At 60.0% G+C, this 22010-nt stretch carries 24 protein-coding genes and 1 riboswitch; of the genes, 19 read left to right on the forward strand and 5 right to left on the reverse strand.

Going from position 1 to position 22010, the window contains the following annotated elements:
* The first annotated feature begins 63 nt into the window (after nucleotides 1-63).
* The 3 genes from hda to J0G10_RS09525 all read left to right on the forward strand — a co-directional run bounded on the left by hda (nucleotide 64) and on the right by J0G10_RS09525 (nucleotide 2369).
* Nucleotides 64-768: a DnaA regulatory inactivator Hda gene (gene hda / locus J0G10_RS09515; protein WP_007919828.1), complete on the forward strand. Its 705-nt coding sequence runs from the start codon at nucleotides 64-66 to the stop codon at nucleotides 766-768.
* A gap of 226 nt (nucleotides 769-994) precedes the next feature.
* Nucleotides 995-1612 carry a C40 family peptidase gene (locus J0G10_RS09520; RefSeq protein WP_007919826.1) on the forward strand — a complete coding sequence of 206 codons (618 nt, stop codon included), beginning with the start codon at nucleotides 995-997 and terminating at the stop codon, nucleotides 1610-1612.
* A 220-nt stretch (nucleotides 1613-1832) separates the two neighbouring features.
* Nucleotides 1833-2369: a C40 family peptidase gene (locus J0G10_RS09525; protein ID WP_095050233.1), complete on the forward strand. Its 537-nt coding sequence runs from the start codon at nucleotides 1833-1835 to the stop codon at nucleotides 2367-2369.
* Between the two features lie 133 nt (nucleotides 2370-2502).
* On the opposite strand, the gene J0G10_RS09530 is transcribed toward J0G10_RS09525, so the two are convergent.
* Entirely contained in the window at nucleotides 2503-3816 is a 1314-nt protein-coding gene (locus tag J0G10_RS09530) for a PQQ-dependent sugar dehydrogenase (protein ID WP_220558341.1), read from the reverse strand.
* Nucleotides 3817-3882: 66 nt separating this feature from the next.
* On the reverse strand, nucleotides 3883-4467 hold the full coding sequence (locus J0G10_RS09535; protein ID WP_095051078.1) for a hypothetical protein: 585 nt from the start codon (nucleotides 4465-4467) through the stop codon (nucleotides 3883-3885).
* Nucleotides 4468-4630: 163 nt separating this feature from the next.
* A riboswitch (cobalamin riboswitch) is annotated at nucleotides 4631-4860 on the forward strand.
* Between the two features lie 81 nt (nucleotides 4861-4941).
* Here J0G10_RS09535 and cobO point away from each other — a divergent pair.
* From cobO to J0G10_RS09600, 14 genes are all read left to right on the forward strand, one after another.
* Nucleotides 4942-5553 (forward strand): cob(I)yrinic acid a,c-diamide adenosyltransferase, encoded by a 612-nt coding sequence (cobO, locus tag J0G10_RS09540; protein WP_003223053.1) that lies wholly within the window; start codon nucleotides 4942-4944, stop codon nucleotides 5551-5553.
* Nucleotides 5550-6950, forward strand: coding sequence for a cobyrinate a,c-diamide synthase (locus J0G10_RS09545; RefSeq protein WP_220558342.1), 1401 nt, complete (start codon nucleotides 5550-5552; stop codon nucleotides 6948-6950). The genes cobO and J0G10_RS09545 overlap by 4 nt, the downstream gene beginning before the upstream one ends.
* Complete coding sequence (bluB, locus tag J0G10_RS09550) at nucleotides 6947-7597, forward strand: 5,6-dimethylbenzimidazole synthase (protein ID WP_093440025.1); 651 nt, start codon at nucleotides 6947-6949, stop codon at nucleotides 7595-7597. Before J0G10_RS09545 ends, bluB begins: the two co-directional genes overlap by 4 nt.
* A complete protein-coding gene (gene cbiB / locus J0G10_RS09555; protein WP_220558343.1) occupies nucleotides 7594-8502 on the forward strand; it encodes an adenosylcobinamide-phosphate synthase CbiB in 909 nt (302 codons plus the stop codon). Before bluB ends, cbiB begins: the two co-directional genes overlap by 4 nt.
* The gene (gene cobD / locus J0G10_RS09560; RefSeq protein WP_220558344.1) at nucleotides 8495-9487 is read left to right on the forward strand and encodes a threonine-phosphate decarboxylase CobD; all 993 of its coding nucleotides are present in this window, start codon (nucleotides 8495-8497) and stop codon (nucleotides 9485-9487) included. Before cbiB ends, cobD begins: the two co-directional genes overlap by 8 nt.
* Nucleotides 9484-10935: a cobyric acid synthase gene (locus J0G10_RS09565; RefSeq protein ID WP_220558345.1), complete on the forward strand. Its 1452-nt coding sequence runs from the start codon at nucleotides 9484-9486 to the stop codon at nucleotides 10933-10935. The genes cobD and J0G10_RS09565 overlap by 4 nt, the downstream gene beginning before the upstream one ends.
* Nucleotides 10936-11086: 151 nt before the next feature.
* Nucleotides 11087-11608, forward strand: a complete 522-nt coding sequence (gene cobU, locus J0G10_RS09570) for a bifunctional adenosylcobinamide kinase/adenosylcobinamide-phosphate guanylyltransferase (protein WP_220558346.1) — start codon at nucleotides 11087-11089, stop codon at nucleotides 11606-11608.
* Nucleotides 11605-12660 carry a nicotinate-nucleotide--dimethylbenzimidazole phosphoribosyltransferase gene (cobT, locus tag J0G10_RS09575; protein WP_095051084.1) on the forward strand — a complete coding sequence of 352 codons (1056 nt, stop codon included), beginning with the start codon at nucleotides 11605-11607 and terminating at the stop codon, nucleotides 12658-12660. The genes cobU and cobT overlap by 4 nt, the downstream gene beginning before the upstream one ends.
* Complete coding sequence (cobC, locus tag J0G10_RS09580) at nucleotides 12657-13232, forward strand: alpha-ribazole phosphatase family protein (protein WP_095051085.1); 576 nt, start codon at nucleotides 12657-12659, stop codon at nucleotides 13230-13232. The genes cobT and cobC overlap by 4 nt, the downstream gene beginning before the upstream one ends.
* 1 nt (nucleotide 13233) lies before the next feature.
* Nucleotides 13234-13965: an adenosylcobinamide-GDP ribazoletransferase gene (locus tag J0G10_RS09585; RefSeq protein WP_095051086.1), complete on the forward strand. Its 732-nt coding sequence runs from the start codon at nucleotides 13234-13236 to the stop codon at nucleotides 13963-13965.
* 176 nt (nucleotides 13966-14141) lie between these two features.
* The gene (locus tag J0G10_RS09590; RefSeq protein WP_007919794.1) at nucleotides 14142-14546 is read left to right on the forward strand and encodes a MarR family winged helix-turn-helix transcriptional regulator; all 405 of its coding nucleotides are present in this window, start codon (nucleotides 14142-14144) and stop codon (nucleotides 14544-14546) included.
* 53 nt (nucleotides 14547-14599) lie between these two features.
* Entirely contained in the window at nucleotides 14600-15808 is a 1209-nt protein-coding gene (locus J0G10_RS09595; protein ID WP_093440060.1) for an MFS transporter, read from the forward strand.
* The gene (locus J0G10_RS30130) at nucleotides 15805-15927 is read left to right on the forward strand and encodes a hypothetical protein (protein ID WP_256573964.1); all 123 of its coding nucleotides are present in this window, start codon (nucleotides 15805-15807) and stop codon (nucleotides 15925-15927) included. Before J0G10_RS09595 ends, J0G10_RS30130 begins: the two co-directional genes overlap by 4 nt.
* A gap of 55 nt (nucleotides 15928-15982) precedes the next feature.
* On the forward strand, nucleotides 15983-16543 hold the full coding sequence (locus tag J0G10_RS09600) for a glutathione peroxidase (RefSeq protein WP_095051087.1): 561 nt from the start codon (nucleotides 15983-15985) through the stop codon (nucleotides 16541-16543).
* A 210-nt stretch (nucleotides 16544-16753) separates the two neighbouring features.
* On the opposite strand, the gene J0G10_RS09605 is transcribed toward J0G10_RS09600, so the two are convergent.
* The 3 genes from J0G10_RS09605 to J0G10_RS09615 all read right to left on the reverse strand — a co-directional run bounded on the left by J0G10_RS09605 (nucleotide 16754) and on the right by J0G10_RS09615 (nucleotide 19153).
* A complete protein-coding gene (locus tag J0G10_RS09605) occupies nucleotides 16754-18025 on the reverse strand; it encodes an OmpP1/FadL family transporter (RefSeq protein ID WP_095051088.1) in 1272 nt (423 codons plus the stop codon).
* Nucleotides 18026-18171: 146 nt separating this feature from the next.
* The gene (locus J0G10_RS09610) at nucleotides 18172-18654 is read right to left on the reverse strand and encodes a hypothetical protein (RefSeq protein ID WP_095051089.1); all 483 of its coding nucleotides are present in this window, start codon (nucleotides 18652-18654) and stop codon (nucleotides 18172-18174) included.
* Between the two features lie 274 nt (nucleotides 18655-18928).
* A complete protein-coding gene (locus tag J0G10_RS09615) occupies nucleotides 18929-19153 on the reverse strand; it encodes a hypothetical protein (RefSeq protein ID WP_003214941.1) in 225 nt (74 codons plus the stop codon).
* Nucleotides 19154-20118: 965 nt separating this feature from the next.
* Between J0G10_RS09615 and J0G10_RS09620 the strand changes: the two genes are divergently transcribed.
* Both J0G10_RS09620 and J0G10_RS09625 read left to right on the forward strand, forming a co-directional pair.
* Nucleotides 20119-20442 (forward strand): SEL1-like repeat protein, encoded by a 324-nt coding sequence (locus J0G10_RS09620; RefSeq protein WP_095051090.1) that lies wholly within the window; start codon nucleotides 20119-20121, stop codon nucleotides 20440-20442.
* 175 nt (nucleotides 20443-20617) lie between these two features.
* Entirely contained in the window at nucleotides 20618-21982 is a 1365-nt protein-coding gene (locus J0G10_RS09625; RefSeq protein ID WP_177409299.1) for a DNA recombination protein RmuC, read from the forward strand.
* Nucleotides 21983-22010 lie beyond the last annotated feature (28 nt).

Genomic DNA, 22010 nt, shown 5'->3' on the forward strand with positions numbered 1-22010 from the left:
GTATAAACTTCGCAAACTTTACACAGAGGCCACTAACGGTTCCTTGAGAACTGTTCAGTCAGCATGAAACCGATTCAGCTGCCCCTAGGTGTGCGTCTGCGTGACGACGCCACCTTCATCAACTACTACCCAGGCGCCAATGCCGCTGCACTCGGCTATGTCGAGCGTCTATGCGAAGCCGACGCCGGCTGGACAGAAAGCCTGATCTACCTGTGGGGCAAACACGGCGTAGGGCGGACGCATCTGTTGCAGGCCGCATGCTTGCGCTTCGAGCAGATGGGTGAGCCGGCTGTGTATTTGCCGTTGGCCGAGTTGATGGACCGCGGCGTTGAAATCCTCGACAACCTTGAACAGTACGAGCTGGTTTGCCTGGACGACTTGCAAGTGATTGCCGGCAAGGCTGACTGGGAAGAGGCGATGTTTCATCTGTTCAATCGTCTACGTGACAGCGGTCGGCGCTTGCTGATTGCCGCCTCCACCTCTCCGCGTGAATTGCCGGTCAAACTGGCTGACTTGAAATCCCGCCTGACCCTGGCGCTGATTTTCCAGATGCGTCCGCTCTCCGATGAAGACAAATTGCGCGCCTTGCAATTGCGCGCGTCGCGTCGCGGTCTGCACCTGACTGACGAAGTCGGGCATTTTATTTTGACTCGCGGCACTCGCAGCATGAGTGCGCTGTTTGACTTGCTTGAACAGCTCGATCAGGCCTCCTTGCAGGCGCAGCGCAAGCTGACCATTCCCTTCCTGAAAGAAACCCTTGGCTGGTAGCCATCCCTTTGGTTCTGTGGCTTGTAGCGTGTTTCGGCATATTTCAGGCGCCAGAAAATCCGCTTTCCTGCGAGGTGCGCAGGCCGCGTATCGGTTCAAATGGGCTTAAGCGCTTAGATGTAAACGAGAAACCGAGAAGTCACAAAAAGATCGATTGAATTTGCAAATGAGGCTGATAGCGGGCATAGTCTCGGCTTCTTTACAACTATCAGCCACGGTCGTGCCCATGCTAAAGCGCTTCGCACCCCTCGTGCCTCTCGCACTCGTCACCCTGTTGTACGGTTGCGCTGCTCATTCTCCAGTTCAAGAGCAGCCTCAACAGGTTAAAAATTCTGCCACGGCTCAGTCTTCCGTTATTTACCAGGAAGAGCTGGACACCGAAAAAGAACTCAACGAATTCAATGGCAAGAAGCCTTATCAGCTTCCTGTTCTGGCCGACAGCATCCTCGAACGCGGCATGTCCCTGATCGGTACCCGTTACCGTTTCGGCGGTACCTCTGAAGCCGGTTTCGATTGCAGCGGTTTCATCGGCTATCTGTTCCGCGAAGAAGCTGGCATGAACCTGCCGCGCTCGACCCGCGAAATGATCAACGTTGATGCGCCGCTGGTCTCGCGCAGCAACCTTGAGCCGGGCGATCTGCTGTTCTTCGCCACCAATGGTCGTCGCGGTCGTGTCAGTCACGCCGGGATCTACTTGGGTGACAACCAGTTCATCCACTCCAGCAGTCGTCGCAGCGGCGGTGTTCGCATCGACAGCCTGGGTGATAGCTACTGGAGCAAGACTTTCATCGAAGCGAAACGCGCTCTGGCCAACGCTCCAACCGTCGTCACTGCTCGCAAGTAATTCCCCCGATGTCGCTGCGCTCGCGGCGACAATCAGGCTCCCTGCAATGGAGTAGACGTAGACTTTACAAGGTGAAGTTAAAGTCTTACTTGAAGTTTGCCGCGTAGCCGCTAGAATCCTGTATCTATATTGATGGCAAACCGCCTGCGTGCTCACGCAGGCGGTTTTGTTTTCTGTCCATCGGCAGAAAAAGCCGCAGCCAGATCAGGATGTTCTGCTTATGACGATGACGGCCCGCCTCACATTGATCTTCTTCGCAGCGCTGCTCAGCGCCTGCGCCAGTCGTACACCGCCGCCTGCGCCGGTGGTTCGCGCACCGGTCGTGTTCGGCCCATCCCAAGCTTTTTCACCGGCTGCTGAAGACGTGCTGTTTCGCGCGCTCGGCCTGGTGGGCACGCCGTATCGCTGGGGCGGCAACACGCCGGATTCGGGGTTTGATTGCAGCGGGCTGATCGGTTTTGTCTACCGTGATGCGGCGGGCATCTCTTTGCCGCGTTCGACGCGTGAGCTGATCGTTATGCAGGCGCCGAATGTCGGCAAGGAAGGCTTGCAGACTGGCGACCTGATCTTCTTCGCCACCAATGGCGGCTCGCAGGTCAGTCATGCAGGGATTTACGTCGGGGAAGGGCGCTTCGTGCATGCGCCGGCCACCGGCGGCACGGTGAAGCTGGACAGCCTGTCGAAGGCGTACTGGCAGAAAGCTTATCTGAGTGCCAAGCGGGTGTTGCAGCCGGAGCATCTGGCGCATAACCCGTAGTAAAAATCGCAGCAATCCTAATGTGGGAGCGAGCCTGCTCGCGAAAGCGGTGTATCAGTCAACTCAATGGAGACTGACACTCCGCATTCGCGAGCAGGCTCGCTCCCACAGTTGTTTCAGGTCACATTCAGCATCACTTCGTGGCCGACACTCGCCACACCTTATTGCCAACATCATCCGCCACCAGCAAACCACCTTGCTGATCGATCACCACGCCTACCGGCCGACCCAAAGCATTCTCGTCCTTGTCGAGGAACCCGGTCAGCACATCCACCGGTTTGCCGCTCGGCTTGCCGCCGGTAAACGGCACGAAAATCACTTTGTAGCCACTGTGCGGTTTGCGGTTCCATGAGCCGTGCTGGCCGATAAACGCGCCTTCCTTGAACTGCGCCGGCAGCGTGTTGCCCTCGGCAAAGCTCAGGCCCAGCGAGGCGGTGTGCGGCCCGACTGCATAATCCGGGGCAATGGCTTTAGCCACCAGGTCCGGATTCTGCGGCGTAACGCGGACATCGACATGCTGGCCGTAGTAACTGAACGGCCAGCCGTAGAAACCACCGTCCTTCACGGAAGTGATGTAGTCCGGCACCAGGTCACTGCCGATTTCATCGCGCTCATTCACTGCCGTCCACAGCGCGCCACTGGTCGGTTCCCAGGCCAGGCCGTTGGGGTTGCGGATGCCCGAGGCGAAGATCCGGTGATTGCCGGTTGCACGATCGACTTCCCAGATCGCCGCGCGGCCCTCTTCCTTATCCAGGCCATTTTCGCCGACGTTGCTGTTCGAGCCGACCGTGACATAGAGCTTGCTGCCGTCCTTGCTGGCAATAACGTTTTTGGTCCAGTGGTGATTCAGCGTGCCGCCGGGCAGATCGACAACCTTGATTGGCTGCGACTTGATCTCGGTCGCGCCGGGTTCGTAGTTGAAGCGCAGCAGGCGATCGGTATCGGCGACGTACAGATCGTTGCCGACCAGGGTCATGCCGAGCGGCGAGTTGAGGTTCTGCAGAAACACCGTGCGGGTCTCGGCAACGCCATCATGATCGGCGTCACGCAGCAAGGTGATGCGGTTCGGACTCGGCACGCCAGCGCCGGCCTTGCCCATGACTTTCTTCATCACCCAGCCACGAATGCCGCTGCTGTCATCAGGCTTGGGTGGAGCGTTGGTTTCCGCCACCAGCACATCGCCGTTGGGCAACACATAGAGCCAGCGCGGATGATCGAGGCCTTCGGCGAATGACGCGACCTGAGTGCCAGCCGCCGCAGTCGGTTTGCCGCCGTCGGGCCAGCCGATCGCCGGGGCAATGTTAACCGTCGGAATCAGGGTCTTGTTTGGTTCAGGCAATTTCGGTGATGGGCCGGTGCCGTCGGAGACTTGCAGGCTGGAGGATTCACCACAGGCGGCGAGCCCTCCGGCGAAGGCGATGACAAAAACGAGCTGGGGCTTGCGCATTGCTGATCTTCCCTATGAATGCATTCCTAATCATAGAGAAGGGCGCAAGCCCGATGGTTCAACTGCTCAGCCGCGGGCTTCCTTGAACAGCACGGCGATGCCCGGGTGATAGTTGCCCGCTTCGCTGCGCAATTTGCGGTAGGCGTAGGGGAAATACCAGGCGACCGCGCAGGTGTGTTCCTTTTGCAGGTCGTCGACCATGTCTTGCAGTTCTTCGGGGCTGGCGCTGTGCTGGGCTTTCTGCGGCGCGACAAACAGGCAGCCGAGCTTGAGGTCGCTGGCATAGCTGATGCGTTTGGCGTCGTTGGTGATGTCCAGCAGGGCTTGAGTCAGATTCAGGTTGGTAACCTTTGGCCAGCGCTGAGTGGCCTGGATAAAGGCGCGGTCTTCGGCACCGGCGAGAAACAGATCGGCGCGGGCATTGCGCTCGCCTTCTTCGTTCTGCTTGCGCGTGGCAGTGTCGTTCAAAGTGACCAGCTCAGCCATCCAGGCTGCGGCCGAGAGCACTCCGAGATTGGCTTTCTCGTCATGCCAGTAAGGGGTGTCGCTGTCGCCGCGCACGGCGTTGTAGCGGTCGATACAGTCAAACCAGCGTTCAAGCACCGGGCGCAGGAATTCCAGGCGCGGGTTGCTGATGATCATGCCTTGCATCGTCATCATCCTTTATTGTTGTAGTGGGCTTTTCGAGAAAAGCATGGCTCTTTGATATCATTTGTATCAGTGTGGCACAAGATTGGCGGCAGATAAGTGATCGGCGGCAGTTATTCGCCCGATGGCCGCCTCTTTAATTGACGCTCCACCCCCAACCCTCTAACCTTCGCGGCTTGTTTCAGGTGCTCTGTGACCTGCGTCGACAGAGTGAAACAGGGAAGCCGGTGAGGGTTGTCTTCGCACGAAGAACCACCACGATCCCGGCGCTGCCCCCGCAACGGTAAATGAGTGAAAACTGCGCCTTGAGCCACTGCCTCGAAAGAAGCGGGAAGGCGCGCAGTCAGGCATGCGCCGCTCATGAGCCCGGAGACCGGCCTGATCCATCCAGCGGCATCACGGTGGGCGATGCCAGGCTTTTTGCCTTCTATTCTTGTGCCTGCCCGCCGTTATCCAGCCTCAACGGAGAGCTCCCCCATGACTGATTCCCCCGAGCGCGACGAACGCCATCTGGCGCGTATGCAGCGCAAAAAAGCCGTGATCGACGAACGCATTGCCAACTCGCCCGACGAGTGCGGCCTGGTGCTGGTGCTCACCGGCAATGGCAAAGGCAAAAGCAGCTCGGCGTTCGGCATGCTCGCCCGCGCCATGGGCCACGGCATGCAGTGCGGTGTGGTGCAGTTCATCAAGGGCCGCAACAGCACCGGCGAAGAGTTGTTCTTCCGGCGCTTCCCCGAGCAAGTGCGCTTTCACGTGATGGGCGAGGGCTTCACTTGGGAAACCCAGGATCGTCAGCGCGACATCGCCGCCGCCGAAGCCGCGTGGGCCGTGTCCCGTGAATTGCTGCGTGATCCGTCGATCGGCCTGGTGGTGCTCGACGAATTGAACATCGCCCTCAAGCACGGCTACCTCGATCTTGATCAGGTGCTCAGCGATTTGCAGGCGCGTCCGCCGATGCAGCATGTGATCGTCACCGGTCGCGCGGCCAAGCCGGAAATGATCGAGATGGGCGACACGGTCACCGAAATGGGCATGCTCAAACACGCTTTCCAGGCCGGCATCAAAGCGCAGAAAGGCGTCGAACTTTGAATCAACCACGTCACTGCCCGGCGGTGCTCATCGCCGCGCCGGCCTCCGGTCAGGGCAAGACCACCGTCACCGCCGCGCTCGCCCGTTTGCATCGCAATCAGGGGCGCAAAGTGCGCGTGTTCAAATGCGGCCCGGACTTCCTTGATCCGATGATTCTCGAGCGCGCCAGCGGTGCGCCGGTGTATCAACTGGACATGTGGATGGTCGGCGAGCAGGAAAGTCGTCGTCTGTTGTGGGAAGCCGCCAATGAGGCGGATCTGATTCTGATCGAAGGCGTGATGGGCCTGTTCGACGGCACGCCTTCCAGCGCCGATCTGGCGCGGCACTTCGGCGTGCCGGTGCTCGGTGTGATCGACGGCACGGCCATGGCACAGACTTTTGGTGCGTTGGCGCTCGGTTTGGCCAGGTATCAGCCGGACTTGCCGTTTGCTGGCGTGCTGGCCAACCGTGTCGGCACCTTGCGCCATGCGCAATTGCTCGAAGGCAGCCTCACCGAAGGCCTGCGTTGGTATGGCGCATTGTCCCGTGAGACGGGCATCGAGTTGCCAAGTCGTCATCTCGGCCTGGTCCAGGCCAGTGAATTGAATGATCTGGATGTGCGTCTCGACGCCGCCGCCGACGCATTGGCCAGCAGTTGCGAGGTAGCGCTGCCACCGGCCGTGGAGTTTGCTGCACCGGACGTGATCGCTGTCGAGCCGTTGCTGAAGAATGTGCGAATTGCCGTCGCCCGTGATGAAGCGTTTGCTTTTACCTACGGCGCGAGTCTCGATCTATTGCGGGCGATGGGCGCCGAGTTGAGTTTCTTCTCGCCGATCCGCGACACGCAATTGCCTGAAGCGGACAGCCTATATTTGCCCGGTGGGTATCCGGAACTGCACCACGTTGCGTTGTCGCAGAACACCGCGATGTGTGAGGCGATTCGCGCGCATCATGCGGCGGGTAAGCCGTTGCTCGCCGAGTGTGGCGGGATGCTGTATCTGCTCGATTCGTTGACTGACGTTGAAGGTACCCGCGCTGAATTGGTCGGGCTGCTTAAGGGCGATGCGGTGATGCAGAAGCGTCTGGCGGCGTTGGCGTTGCAAGCGGTGGATCTGCCGGAAGGGTCGTTGCGCGGGCACACTTATCATCATTCGTTGACGACGACTGAGTTGACGCCGATTGCGCGTGGCTTGAGCCCGAATGGGGGGCGTGGCGCCGAGGCGGTTTATCGTGAGGGGCGGATGACGGCTTCTTATGTGCACTTTTATTTTCCGTCGAATCCTGTGGCTGTCGCTGCACTGTTTGCGCCTGATTCCGAAGGCGCCTTCGCGAGCAGGCCCGCTCCCACAGTTGAGACGGTGGTGACTGAAGCAATGCAATCCCCTGTGGGAGCGAGCCTGCTCGCGAAGAGGTCATGACCGACAACACATTCTCCGAAGCCGAGCGCGAAGCGGTTTATAGAGCCATCGCCGAACGCCGCGACATGCGCCACTTCACCGGCGGCAGCGTCGAGCCGGAGCTGTTGCGCCGACTACTGGAAGCCGCCCACCAGGCCCCAAGCGTCGGCCTGATGCAGCCCTGGCGCTTCATCCGCATCAGCGACCGCAGCCTGCGCGGGCAGATCCAGAATCTAGTGGAAGAAGAACGCATCCGCACAGCCGAAGCCCTCGGCGAGCGCAGTGACGAGTTCATGAAGCTCAAGGTCGAAGGCATCAATGATTGCGCCGAAGTGCTGGTCGCCGCGTTGATGGATGATCGCGAAAAGCACATTTTCGGTCGCCGTACATTGCCGGAAATGGACATGGCCTCGCTGTCCTGCGCGATCCAGAATCTATGGCTGGCCTCGCGCGCCGAAGGCCTCGGCATGGGCTGGGTCTCATTATTCGAGCCGCAGGCGCTCGCCGATTTGCTGAAGTTGCCCGAAGGTGCCAAGCCGCTGGCGGTTTTATGTCTGGGGCCGGTCAAGGAATTCTATCCGGCGCCGATGCTGGTACTCGAAGGGTGGGCGCAGGCGCGTCCGCTCAATGAGCTGCTGTACGAAAATTATTGGGGAGTGAGTCAATGAGTGTGGCGTTGTTGAGTGTCGCCGCGGTGGCGCTGGATGCGCTGCTCGGTGAACCGAAACGCTGGCATCCGCTGGTGGCGTTCGGCAATTTTGCCGGGCGCATCGAGCAACGTTTCAACGCCGGTGGCCGGGGTTGGCGCAGCCATGGGGTCACTGCGTGGGTGATCGCGGTGCTGCCGCTGACCTTGCTCGCCACGGCGTTTTCCTGGGCGCCATACGTGGGCTGGGTCGTCGAGATTCTCGCGCTGTATTGCGCCCTCGGCATGCGCAGCCTCGGCGAGCATGTCGCGCCGGTCGCCGCCGCGTTGCGCGCGGATGATCTGGACGAGGCGCGCAAGCGTGTCGGCTATCTGGTCAGCCGTCAGACCGATGAACTCGACAGCGCCGCCGTCGCCCGTGCCGCCACTGAGTCGGTGTTGGAAAACGGCAGCGATGCGGTGTTTGCCGCGCTGTTCTGGTTTGTCGTGGCGGGTGCGCCGGGCGTGGTCCTCTACCGCTTGAGCAATACGCTCGATGCGATGTGGGGCTATCGCAACGAACGCTTTGAGCGTTTCGGTTGGGCAGCGGCAAAAATCGACGACGTGTTGAACTACATTCCTGCGCGTCTGGTGGCGTTGACCTACGCGCTGCTGGGTAAAACCCGACTCGCGTTGAAGTGCTGGCGCACACAGGCGCCGAAGTGGGACAGCCCCAACGCCGGTCCGGTGATGGCTGCCGGGGCCGGTGCCTTGGGCGTGGAATTGGGCGGCGCGGCGATCTATCACGGCGAACTTCACGACCGTCCGCAACTCGGCGAAGGCGCTCCAGCGGATGCCGATTCCATCGACCGTGGCTGGCAATTGGTCCAGCGCGGGGTATGGTTATGGCTGCTGATTCTCTGCGTGGGGGCTGAATTCTATGCTTGAGCACGGTGGCCGGCTGCGCAAGGCTGCACACGATTACGGCATTGCCGAGGCGGACTGGCTTGACCTGTCCAGCGGCCTCGCGCCGTGGCCATTTCCGATCCCGGAAGTCCCGCTACGCGCCTGGGCGCGCTTGCCGGAAACCGATGACGGTCTGGAGCAAGCTGCGTGCGATTACTACGGTGCCGCGCAAGTGCTGCCGGTGGCCGGTTCGCAGATGGCCATCCAGTTGCTGCCGCGTTTGCGCCGGGCCGGCAAGGTCGGCGTGTTGTCGCCGTGTTATGCCGAACACGCCGAAGCGTGGCGGCGCAGTGGTTACATCGTGCGCGAAGTGCTGGAGCAGGAAATCGAATTCTTTCTCGACAGCCTCGACGTGCTGGTGGTGGTCAACCCGAACAACCCGACCGGCTTGAGCCTGACCCCGGCACGATTGCTCGACTGGCACGCGCGGCTCGCCCGGCGCGGTGGCTGGCTGGTGGTCGATGAAGCCTTCATGGACAACACACCGCAGTTGAGCCTGGCCCCGCATGCGCATCAAGTCGGGCTGATCGTGTTGCGTTCGTTCGGCAAGTTTTTCGGTCTGGCCGGGGTGCGTCTGGGCTTTGTCCTGGCCGAGCGCAAGTTGCTCAAACTGCTCGCCGAACAGGTCGGGCCTTGGGCGGTGAGCGGGCCAACCCGAGTGCTTGGCCAGGCGTGCCTGCAAGACACCGAAGGTCACACCCGCCAACGCATTCGCAGCGATGAGGCCAGCGAACGATTGGCAACGCTGCTGGAGCGCTACGGCTTCAAGCCCCAGGGCGGTTGCGCGCTGTTCCAGTGGCTGATCACCGAGCATGCCGAAACGCTGCACGCATTCATGGCCCGTCGCGGCATCCTCCTGCGCATTTTCACCCACAACAGCAGTCTGCGTTTTGGTCTGCCCGCCGATGCGACTGAAGAGACGCGCCTCGAACAGGCTTTGATAGCCTTCACCAAGGACCACCCATGACCACCCTGATGGTGCAAGGCACCACTTCCGACGCCGGCAAAAGCACACTGGTGACTGCGTTGTGCCGCTGGGCAACTCGTCAGGGCGTTGCGGTCGTACCGTTCAAGCCGCAGAACATGGCGCTCAACAGTGCCGTGACCGCTGATGGCGGTGAGATTGGTCGCGCGCAAGCGGTGCAGGCGCAAGCCGCTCATCTCGAACCGCACACCGACATGAACCCGGTGCTGCTCAAGCCGAACAGCGACACTGGCGCGCAAGTGATCATCCATGGTCGTGCCATCACCACGATGAACGCGGTTGCCTACCACGACTACAAAGCCATCGCGATGCAAGCCGTGCTGGCCTCGCATGACCGACTCAGTGCCGCGTATCCGCTGGTGATGGTCGAAGGCGCGGGCTCACCGGCGGAGATCAATCTGCGTGCCGGTGATATCGCCAACATGGGTTTTGCCGAAGCGGTGGATTGCCCGGTGGTGCTAATCGCCGACATCAATCGCGGCGGGGTTTTTGCTCATCTGGTTGGCACCCTTGAGCTGCTGTCGCCGAGCGAACAGGCACGGGTCAAAGGTTTCATCATCAACCGTTTTCGCGGCGACATCGCTTTGCTGCAACCGGGCCTTGACTGGCTGGAACAGCGCACCGGCAAACCGGTGGTCGGCGTGTTGCCCTACGTGATGGATCTGCATCTGGAGGCCGAGGACGGCATCGATCAGCGCCAGACCGACAAGGCTGAGCAGGTGCTGAAAGTGGTGGTGCCGGTGCTGCCGCGCATCAGCAACCACACCGATTTCGATCCGCTGCGTCTGCATCCGCAGGTCGATCTGCAATTCGTCGGCCCGGGGCAGGCGATTCCTGCTGCCGATCTGATCATCCTGCCGGGTTCGAAAAGTGTGCGCAGTGATCTGGCTTATTTACGTGCCAATGGCTGGGATACCGCGATCAATCGACATTTGCGTTACGGCGGCAAGGTGCTGGGGATTTGCGGTGGTCTGCAGATGCTCGGTGAGCAGGTGCATGATCCGCTCGGCCTTGAAGGTGCGCCGGGTACGAGTGCTGGTTTGGGCTTGCTGGCGTTCGACACCACGCTTGAAGCCGAGAAGCAATTGCGCAATGTGCGTGGGTGGCTGGCGCTGGAAAATGCCGAAGTCAGTGGCTATGAAATTCATGCGGGCGTGACCACGGGAGCGGCGCTGGAGAACGCAGCGGTGCATCTTGATGACGGCCGTTGCGACGGTGCGCAGAGCGCTGACGGGCAGGTGTTCGGCACGTATCTACATGGCTTGTTTGAATCGCCGACGGCGAGTGCAGCGTTGCTGCGCTGGTCCGGGTTGAACGATGTGCAGCAGGTGGATTATCACGGCTTGCGCGAGCGTGATATCGAGCGCTTGGCGGATCTGGTGGAGAAGCATCTGGATACCGGCTTGTTGCGTCAGCTCTGTGGGATTTGAGGTGAATTCAATGGCCTCATCGCGAGCAGGCGAAGGCCTACAGGGTTATGTGTTTTACACAAAATTCATGGTTGCTCGAGATCCCTTGTAGGCCTTCGCCTGCTCGCGATAGCGCCAGTCGGCTCAACCCATAATTTTCAGGATATCCCCCATGCTCCAACTGATCCTCGGCGGCGCCCGCTCCGGTAAAAGTCGTCTGGCCGAAAAACTCGCCAGCGATAGCGGCCTGGCGGTGACCTATATCGCCACCAGCCAACCCCTCGATGGTGAGATGAGCGACCGTGTCGCCCACCACCGCGCGCGCCGTCCCGTCGAATGGGCGCTGATCGAAGAGCCGCTCGAATTGGCCCGCGTCCTGCGCGAATCCGCCAGCACCGAGCGTTGCCTGCTGGTCGATTGCCTGACCCTGTGGCTGACCAACTTGCTGATGCTCAATGACGCCGAACGTCTCGCCGCCGAGCGCGAAGCCCTGCTCGACTGCCTGGCCTTGCTGCCGGGGGAAATCATTTTTGTCAGCAACGAGACCGGAATGGGTGTCGTGCCGCTGGGCGAATTGACTCGCCGCTACGTCGATGAAGCCGGTTGGCTGCATCAAGCTCTGGCTGAGCGCTGTCAGCGTGTTGTCCTGACTGTCGCCGGCCTGCCCCTGACTCTGAAAGGACCTGCGTTATGACTCAAACCTGGTGGCTGAACCCGTGTAAACCGGTCGATCTGGACGTCGTTGAACAAGCGACGGCGCGGCAGCAGCAATTGACCAAACCGGCAGGTTCGCTGGGACGTCTGGAATCGGTTGCGGTGCAACTGGCCGGTCTGCAAGGCCAGGTCAAACCGACGCTGGCGCAGGTCTGGATTGCGATTTTTGCCGGTGATCACGGCGTGGTCGCTGAAGGTGTTTCGGCGTTCCCGCAGGAAGTCACCGGGCAGATGCTGCTCAACTTTGTCAGCGGCGGTGCGGCGATCAGTGTGTTGGCGCGGCAGCTCGGTGCGCAGCTGGAAGTGGTTGATCTGGGCACGGTGAATCCAGCGCTGAACCTGGCGGGTGTGCGCCACTTGAATATCGGCCCGGGCACGGCCAACTTCGTGCGGGGCGCGGCGATGACTCAGGCTCAAGGCGAGCTGGCATTGCAGGCCGGTCGCGACAGTCTGTTGCGGGCGAAAGCCGCAGGCACACAGTTGTTCATCGGTGGCGAAATGGGCATCGGCAACACCACCGCCGCCAGCGCCTTAGCCTGTGCTTTGCTCGATTGCCCGGTGGCACATCTGACGGGTCCCGGCACCGGGTTGAATGCCGAAGGCGTCAGCCATAAAGCGCAAGTGATCGAGCGCGCATTGGCGTTGCACGCCGCGCAACGGGGCGATGCCTTGCAGACCCTGTTCAATCTTGGTGGTTTTGAAATCGCGGCGCTGGTCGGCGCGTATCTGGCGGCGGCTCAAGAAGGTGTTGCAGTATTGGTCGACGGCTTTATCTGCACGGTCGCTGCGCTGGTTGCGGTGCGCTTGAATCCGGACTGCCGCGAGTGGTTGTTGTTCGGTCACCGGGGCGCCGAGCCGGGCCATCGCCATGTGCTGGAAACGCTGAAAGCTGAGCCGTTGCTGGAACTCGGTCTGCGTCTGGGTGAGGGCAGTGGCGCCGCGTTGGCGGTGCCGTTGTTGCGTCTTGCTTGCGATCTGCACGGGCAGATGGCGACCTTCGCCGAAGCGGCGGTGGCGGATCGTCCGGCATGACGCTGCAGCTGGATCTGATGCGTCATGGTGAAACTGAACTCGGCGGTGGTTTGCGCGGCAGCCTCGACGATGCGCTGACCGAACGGGGTTGGGCGCAGATGCGTGCGGCGGTAGTCGAAGGCGGGCCGTGGCAGCGGATTGTCAGTTCGCCATTGCAGCGTTGTGCGCGCTTCGCCGCCGAACTGGGCGAACAGCTGAGTCTTCCGGTGCAGCTGGACCAGGATCTGCAGGAGCTGCATTTCGGTGCATGGGAAGGGCAGAGCGCAGCGGCGTTGATGGAAACGGACGCCGAGGCCTTGGGGCTGTTCTGGGCTGATCCGTATTCCTTTACTCCACCGCAAGGTGAGCCGGTCAGCGCGTTTTCCTCGCGAGTGTTGGCAGCGGTTGCGCGCCTGCACACTGCGTACGCCGGTGAGCGGATTTTGCTGATCAGTCATGGCGGCGTGATGCGTCTGCTGTTGGCGCAGGCGCGAGGGCTGCCACGCGAACAACTGCTCAATGTCGAGGTCGGGCATGGCGCAATGTTTGCGCTGACGGTCGAGGTTGACGGTTCACTCAAGGAAGGTCACTGACATGTTGCCGCTGTGGATCGCCCTGCAATTTCTCAGCAGCCTGCCGATTCGCCTGCCGGGGATGCCCGAGCCGGAGCAACTTGGGCGGTCGTTGCTGTTTTATCCGCTGGTGGGATTGCTGTTCGGCGTGATCCTGTGGGCGCTGAATCTCGCCTTGAGCGGCGCGCCGTTGTTGCTGCATGCGGCATTGCTGTTGACGGTTTGGGTGGTGCTCAGCGGCGCACTTCATCTGGATGGTCTGGCTGACAGCGCCGATGCCTGGCTCGGCGGCTTTGGTGATCGCGAGCGTACGTTGACGATCATGAAAGACCCGCGCAGCGGGCCGATTGCGGTAGTGACGCTGGTGTTGGTGTTGCTGCTCAAGTTTGCTGCACTGCTGGCGTTGATCGAGCAAGGGCATGGGCTGGCGTTGATCATTGTGCCGCTGCTCGGGCGGGCGGCGCTGCTGGGGTTGTTTCTGACGACGCCGTATGTGCGTGCGGGCGGGTTGGGGCAGGCGTTGGCTGATCATCTGCCGCGCAAGGCCGGATGGTGGGTGCTGGGCTTGAGTGCATTAGTCTGCGTGCTGATTGCCGGATTCAGTGCCGTCGTTGCGCTGATGATCGCTGTCGGTGTGTTTGTCTGGTTGCGGCAGGTAATGATGCGGCGGTTGGGCGGGGCGACGGGCGATACGGCGGGGGCGTTGCTGGAATTGCTGGAGATGGTGGTGTTGGTTGGATTGGTTTTGATCTGACAGTTTTGGATTGTCTGTGCTGGCCTCTTCGCGAGCAGGCTCGCTCCCACAGGGGGATCGCATTGCAAATGTAGGAGTGAGCCTGCTCGCGATAGCGGTGTGTCAGGCGCCACAAATGTTATGGGTAAACTCATCTGTAACTTGATTTAACATAGTCGCGGGTATATACACGCATCATGCTTCCTTCTCAGTGTTTGTGCACCAACCTGCGTCGCGCCGCTCGTGGCGTCAGCAGGCATTACGACGGCGCTCTCGACGGCTTCGGGATCAACGTTGCCCAGTATTCTTTGCTGTGCAATCTGCAGCGTCTGGATCAACCGAGCATTTCCGAACTCGCCGAGGCAATGGGTCTGGACCGCAGCACCCTCGGGCGCAATCTGCGGGTATTGGAAGGCGAGGGGCTGGTGGCGCTGGCCGAAGGCGAGGACATGCGCAACCGCATCGTCAAACTCACCGAGACCGGCGTGCAACGCCTGGCAGCGGCACTGCCGGCCTGGGAAGCAGCGCAGCAGCGGTTGATCGACCGACTGGGCGCCGAGAAGCGTGAAACCTTGCTCAGATTGCTGGATGAACTGGCCTGAGGCCGGTTTTTTCCAAACTCAAGCGGGTATATACCCGCAAGCGGAGAATAACAATGACATCGATGTGGCGTACGTGCGGTTGGGTGTTGCTGGGGAGTGCGCTGATCCTGGCGTTGTCATTGGGCGTGCGGCACGGCTTCGGGTTGTTTCTGTCACCGATGAGCGCTCAGTTCGGCTGGGGAAGAGAGGTGTTCGCCTTCGCCATTGCCTTGCAGAATTTGATCTGGGGCCTGGCGCAACCGTTTACCGGTGCATTGGCTGACCGCTTCGGCGCGGCAAAAGTGGTGCTCGTCGGTGGGGTGCTCTACGCGGTGGGTCTGGTGTGCATGGGCCTGTCTGATTCGGCGGTGACGCTATCATTGAGCGCTGGCCTGCTGATCGGCATTGGTCTGTCCGGCACCTCGTTTTCGGTGATCCTCGGCGTCGTCGGCCGCGCGGTGCCGCCGGAAAAACGCAGCATGGGCATGGGCATTGCCAGCGCCGCCGGCTCTTTCGGCCAGTTCGCTATGTTGCCGGGTACCCTCGGCTTGATTGGCTGGCTCGGCTGGTCGGCGGCGTTGTTGGTATTGGGCTTGCTGGTGGCGCTGATCGTGCCGCTGGTGAGCATGCTCAAGGACAAGCCGCTGCCGGTGCTTGGCCATGAACAAACCCTGTCCGAAGCGTTGCGCGAAGCCTGCTCGCATTCCGGGTTCTGGCTGCTGGCGTTTGGTTTTTTCGTTTGCGGTTTTCAGGTGGTGTTCATCGGTGTGCACTTGCCGGCCTATCTGGTCGATCAGCATCTGCCGGCCAGTGTCGGCACCACGGTGCTGGCGTTGATCGGGCTGTTCAATATCTTCGGCACCTACACCGCCGGCTGGCTCGGCGGACGCATGTCCAAGCCGCGCTTGCTCACCGCGTTGTATCTGCTGCGCGCAGTGGTGATCGTGTTGTTCCTGTGGCTGCCGGTGACGACCACGTCGGCGTACCTGTTTGGCATGGCCATGGGTTTCCTGTGGCTGTCGACGGTGCCGTTGACCAACGGTACGGTGGCGACCTTGTTCGGGGTGCGAAACCTGTCCATGCTCGGTGGCATCGTGTTCCTCTTCCATCAGTTGGGATCGTTCCTTGGCGGCTGGCTAGGCGGGGTGGTGTATGACCGAACCGGGAGTTATGACTTGATCTGGCAAGTGGCGGTTCTGCTGAGCCTGCTGGCAGCCGCGCTGAACTGGCCGGTGCGCGAGCGTCCGGTCGCACGCCTGCAAGCCGCAGCGAGCGCCGCATGAGCCGATTCTGGCGACGATTGGCCATCACTGCACTCGGCGCCGCTGTGCTGGCGCTGGTGTGGTGGGGCTGGCAGCAGGGCGGCCTGGCCTTGATGCAGTTGGGCATGAGCATTTGCTAGAAGCGGGCATGACGAGTAACGTCGAATCCTGAACGACTGCTCAAGGATGCTCGACATGCTGATGCGCTGGTGTGCTGTTCCCGCGTTGCTGATGGCGTTGACTGGTCTGGCCCAGGCCGCCGACTGTCCCGAATTGCTGCAAGGCTCACTGCCCAAGTTGCGAGCCAAGGAATCCATTGATCTGTGCAAGCAATACGCCGACAAGCCACTGGTGGTGGTCAATACGGCGAGCTTCTGCGGTTTTGCGCCGCAGTTCGAAGGCCTTGAGGCGCTGCATAAACGCTACGAAGGGCAAGGTTTGCAAATGCTCGGGGTGCCTTCCAACGATTTCAAACAGGAGTCCAAGGACAGCGCCGAGACTGCCAAGGTCTGCTACGCCAACTATGGCGTGACGTTCAATATGACCGAGCCGCAGAAGGTTCGTGGTGATGACGCTACGCATCTGTTCCAGATATTGGCGGCACAGAGCAGCGCACCGAAATGGAATTTCTATAAATATGTGGTCGATCGCCAAGGCAAGGTGATCGCCAATTTTTCCAGTCTGACCAAGCCGGATGATCCGGAGTTTATCGCCGCGATCGAGAAGGCTATCGCCTCGAAACCGCTGAAGCCATAGCGCTGTTTTTTTGTGGGAGCGAGCCTGCTCGCGAAAGCGATCTGCCAGTCGACAGGTGTATTGGTTGATACACCGCCTTCGCGAGCAGGCTCGCCCCCACGCGGGAAGTGTGTTGTGGTGGTGAGCAAAATCAAGGCATCAAAAAAGCCCCGCCTCTGCAAAGAGAGCGGGGCTTTTTTGTAGGCGAGGGGTTAGCCTCGCCGTGCAGCATCAGAAGCGGTAAGTAGCGCCGACACCGAAACCGTTTGCCGAGTTTTCATACTTGGCATCGTAGGTCTGACCACGGTTGTTTTCGTTGCGGATCTTGACCGACTCTTCCTTCAGGTACGAGTAGGCGACATCGATGGTCAGGTCGTCGGTCGGGCTCCAGCCGGCACCGATACTGAAGATGGTGCGGTCGCCAGTCGGAATACGTGGCGAACGGTCTTCGTTATTGGTCGGCGACTGGTCGAACGTCAGGCCGGTACGCAATACCCATTCCTTGTTCAACTGATACGACGTACCCACGGCGTAGGCCCAGGAGTCATGCCAGTTCTGGTCTTCGTTGATCGAACCGAACTGACCGGCCAGCAACGGCTGTACCCCGGAGTTCTTGACGGTGATTTTTTCCAGCTGGCTCCAACGGGTCCAGGTGGTACCGGCATAGACGTTCCAGCGATCGTTGATTGCCTGGGTGACCGAGAAGTCGATGGATTCAGGCGTGGTGATCTTCAGCGAAGCGTCGTATTTCTGGTTGGCGCCCAGACCGATTGCGCCGAGCACACCGTAGTTGACCTTGGTGTTGCCTTCGAGCTTGTAGTCGACTTTCGAGTGGTAAGTCAGACCCAGGCGCGTGGTATCAGTGGCTTGTACCAGCACGCCGACGTTGTAGCCCAGCGCGGTGTCGTCACCCTTGATCTTGACCTTGCCGTCCGGGAACGCCGGAGAAATCGACAGATTGGACTCCAGCGAGCCGTCGATGCGGTTGATGGTCGGACCGAAACCGATCGATACCTTGTCGTTGAAGGCGTAGCTGACAGTTGGCTGGAATGTGATCACTTGTACTTCGGACTTGCTGCCGAAGTAACGGCCGGCAAAGCCTTTTTCGTAGTCGGTAATCAGGCCGAACGGCACGTACACGCCCAGGCCGAATGCCCAGTGCTCATCAATTGGTTTGACGTAGAAGCCCATAGGTACAGCGGTGAAGGGCACCATGTCGCCTTTGTTGCTGCCGCCGTTGGGGCTGGAGCTGGCGTTGCTGATATCGGTATGAGCATCGACAACGGCTACACCGCCGGTGACTTGTTCGCGCTTGATGCGCGACATGCCGGCAGGGTTGCCATAAACAGTGCTTGCGTCGTCTGCAGAAGAAGATCGCCCGGCAAAACCAGTCCCCATCCCACTGATGCTTTGTTCGTTGAGGGCAAAGCCGGCCGCGAAAATTTGAGTGGAGGCAAGGGTAACGGCGAGGCTAAGGGTGGTTTTGAGCATGACTTTTTTCATTATTAGAACTCCTGGTGATCACCGGGGCGAAAATTACCAACATTTTCGCCCTAGCGCTATAGCTCGTATGCCTTGATTTAGAGCGGTTTTGTAGGACAATCCGACCAGATTCGCGACCTGTTGGCAGATCTTTTGAAACCAGACGGTCAGCAAGCGACCTGATTCACCGTTGAAACACAGGTGTGCCAGGCGTAAGTGAAGTCGCGCAGACGACCTTGGGGTTGGAAGGTCTGGCGCCAGATGCGCGCCATTCCCAGTAAATCGCTGGAATCGGGGAGTGTGGGGTTTTGTTCTTCTACCAGCAGCCAGGCAATGGCCGTGGCGTAACGCAGATTTACTGTCAATTCCAGGTGCGGACCGGTCAGGAAGGCATGCTGACTGGCGAGGCCACGAACCAGGCTGGCACGTTCCGGATCGAGCGCCAGATAATCATCCCAAAGGGCCTGGTGGCGATGCTCGGCGATACGGTAGAGGCCGTGGCCACGGCGGTCATGGAGGGCGGACCCCAGGGCAGACTGGCTGGCGGCGATGCCCAGCAGGAGAGATTCGGCGGTCGCGCTGTGGCGTCCCAGATAAATCAGCGTAGGACGGATCACGTAGCGGCACAGTTCGCTGGCAGCGATACCCATAACACCCTCGGTTCTTGTTATTAATGGCGAGTCCTGAAAGGGGGCTTGGCAGCTATGGATCGGTTCAGGCTCGCCGCAAGCGGATCATGCCGCTTGAGTTGAAGTGTAGTGTCATATTCGCGACGTAAAGGACTGTTTTTAAAATATTTCCCGCTGCGGGGAATATCCGTTATATCCGATGGTGCTTAGCCGCTGAGGGGTAAAAGCGAAACATCAGGCAATAAAAAGCCCCGCATTGTGTGCGGGGCTTTTGCTTTTGCAGCCTTTTCGGCTCTCAGGCAACCAGTGCCTGACGGGTACGATCGATCACGGCCTGCAGCGGTTCAGCGCTGGAGTACTGATCGGGGTACAGACGCTCGCTGTGGCGGGCGATACCGTGTTCGTTGACCAGTGTGAAGCTGAAGCAGCCTTTGCGAGCGGCCATGATCAGGCAGTTCATTGGTGCAAAAGCGTTGGTTAGGGTGCGAATGGCATCCTGAGTATGGATTTGAGTAGACATAGTTATTAGGTGTTCCTACAAATGACACGGATAAGAACCGTGCAACGTTAAAACGTTCCAGTAACGTCGACCACCATTGGTCGAACGAAGAACCCGACTGGAACAAAGCAGCCAGTTTGAAGCGCTATTAAGTTGGCGCGCTTGGGCTGGCAGGTAGGTACTTAGGAGGGCAGGCATCACAACGAGGGCAAAGGTTCTGGGCCCGGGGTGAAGATCCTGATCAATTTGCAGGTTGGTTCGGTCAGAGTAAGTGTTCTTCGCAACACCCTTCACGTCATTGGAAGGCTGTGTTGTCGCAAGATTTACCTGGAAACCATCGAGGGGTCGTTCCCGCTTTTTTCGGTAGAGCTTCTTGGAAGAAGGCAGACCGTGGGGATGTGTTCGACCGGAATTGACTTTCAGCTTGGTACTAACGCCGCGGATACTAACGGATCGAAACGGGTAAAGCAAACTTCGTGTAGAAAAACATTGCAGACGCCGATTGAGTCTGCTTTGGGGGGGGGCGATGAATTGCCCGCATTTAGCGCAGCTAGTGACCGTCGGTCGGTGAAGATTTGTTCATCAAGTCCCGTGCCAGACCGGTTTATCCCCAGACCGGTTAGCAAAACGACCCGAAAAAGCGCATCGATATAACCGGGTAACAGGTACTTGTGCACATTAGTTGCGCAAGCTGTAACGGCACTGTCATACCAATCCTGACTCCACTGGCTGCCTGCATCGAAAGTTTAAGTCAATGAAAAACATCGCTTTTTTTTGTTGGTGAAAAAATCGTCAGTTTGACTGCGAGCCCCATTCCATAAGGCTTTGCGACGGTTGGAGGGCGGTTGTCCACTGAGTTATCCACAGCTTCTGTGGATTGTCCCGAGCGCTTGCTCTAGGACGGGCGTGCCGGGTTGTTTTTCGACTTTACCTGTAAGAAAAAGAGAGTAGAGTGGCGCGCCTTCCGATTCGTCCCACAGTGCTTTATGAAGTTTCGCTCAGTATCAGACTCTGTTACCTCACAACCTTCTCCTGTTACCCCGCCCAAGCGATTTTCTGTTCGCGTCGCAGAATGGCTGCTCGACAGCCCGCGCCTGAGCGACAGTCATAATGCCAAACACATCGCAGGGTGTTTGCTCAAACAACCGGCGCGTGAAGGCGTGGTGGCTGCGCAAAGCCGCCTCGGTCAGTTGATGTGCCGTGAGTGCGGTAACGCCCGGGATCGTCGCATCGGTCAGGATCTGCTGCGCCAGGCCGCTCGCGCCGGTGACCGTCGTGCGCAACAGGAACTCGGTCTGCTCGAAGACTGAGCTGTCCAAGACCTGACACCTTGGTTAACCTTCAGGCTTTATAAGATCGGCGGGAGTGGCTATGGCGATGGACTTGACCAGCGTATTGCTGGGGCTTGCGGGGGCGGGATTGCCACTGCTGGCGCTGGCCTGGCAACTGCAACGCCGGGCGAGCAATGGCCAGGCCGAGGTCGCCTTGCTCGAAGAGCGACTGGCCATGGCGCAACTGACGCAGGACGGACTCAACGCGCAGCTCGACGCGAGCCGCGATGAAGTTGCCGATCTCGGCCAGGCCAACGCCGCCAAGCAGGCTGATCTGGCAGCGCTGCGCCGGGAAGTCGAGCTGCTGCAGATCGAGCGTGATGACGCCCGCGATGCCTCCCACGCCTGGAACCTCGAACGCGCGAACAAGGAAGCTGAGCTGCGCCGCCTCGACGCACAAGCCGCTTCACTGAACGCCGAACTGCGCGAGCAACAGGAAAGCCACCAGCAACGCCTCAACGACCTGCAAGGCTCGCGCGATGAACTGCGTGCGCAGTTTGCCGAGCTGGCCGGGAAGATCTTCGATGAGCGCGAGCAGCGCTTTGCCGAGACCAGTCAGCAGCGGCTCGGGCAGTTGCTTGATCCGCTCAAGGAGCGCATCCAGTCCTTCGAAAAACGGGTGGAAGAAAGTTATCAGGCCGAGGCCCGCGAGCGCTTCTCGCTGGCCAAGGAGCTGGAACGTTTGCAGGCGCTCAATCTGCGCCTGAGCGACGAAGCCACCAACCTCACCCGCGCCCTCAAAGGCCAGAAAACCCAAGGCAACTGGGGCGAGCTGATTCTTGAGCGCGTGCTCGAACACGCCGGTCTGGAGAAGGGCCGCGAGTATCAGACCCAAGTTAACCTCAAAGGCCCGGATGGCGAGCGCTTCCAGCCTGACGTGATCATTTATCTGCCGGGCGACAAGCAAGTGGTGGTGGACTCCAAGGTGAGTCTCACCGCCTATCAGCAATACGTTGCAGCCGACGACGACACCCTCGGGCAGATCGCGATCAAGCAGCATGTATTGTCGTTGCGCAATCACGTCAAAGGCCTGGCCGGCAAGGATTACAAACGTCTTGAAGGCCTGCACAGCCTCGATTTCGTTTTGCTCTTCGTGCCGATCGAGGCCGCATTTTCGGCAGCTTTGCAGGCTGAGCCATCGCTGTTTCAGGAAGCCTTCGACCGCAACATCGTCATCGTCAGCCCGACGACGTTGCTGGCGACTTTGCGGGTGATCGACAGTCTGTGGAAACAGGAGCGCCAGAGCCAGAACGCGCGGGAAATCGCCGAGCGCGCCGGGTGGCTGTACGACAAGTTCGTGCTGTTCATTCAGGATCTTGACGAGGTCGGCAACCGCCTGCAGCAACTGGACAAAGCCTACAGCTCAGCGCGCAACAAGCTGACAGAAGGGCGCGGTAATCTGGTCAGTCGCAGTGAGCAGCTGAAATTGCTCGGCGCCCGGGCGAGCAAGAGCTTGCCGGCGGATTTGCTGGAGCGGGCGATGACCGATGTCGATGGTCTCGTCGAACTTCCTGAATAAAGATCAAAAGATCGCAGCCTCCGGCAGC

The sequence above is a fragment of the Pseudomonas germanica genome, assembly GCF_019614655.1.
Classification (GTDB): Bacteria; Pseudomonadota; Gammaproteobacteria; order Pseudomonadales; family Pseudomonadaceae; genus Aquipseudomonas; species Aquipseudomonas neuropathica.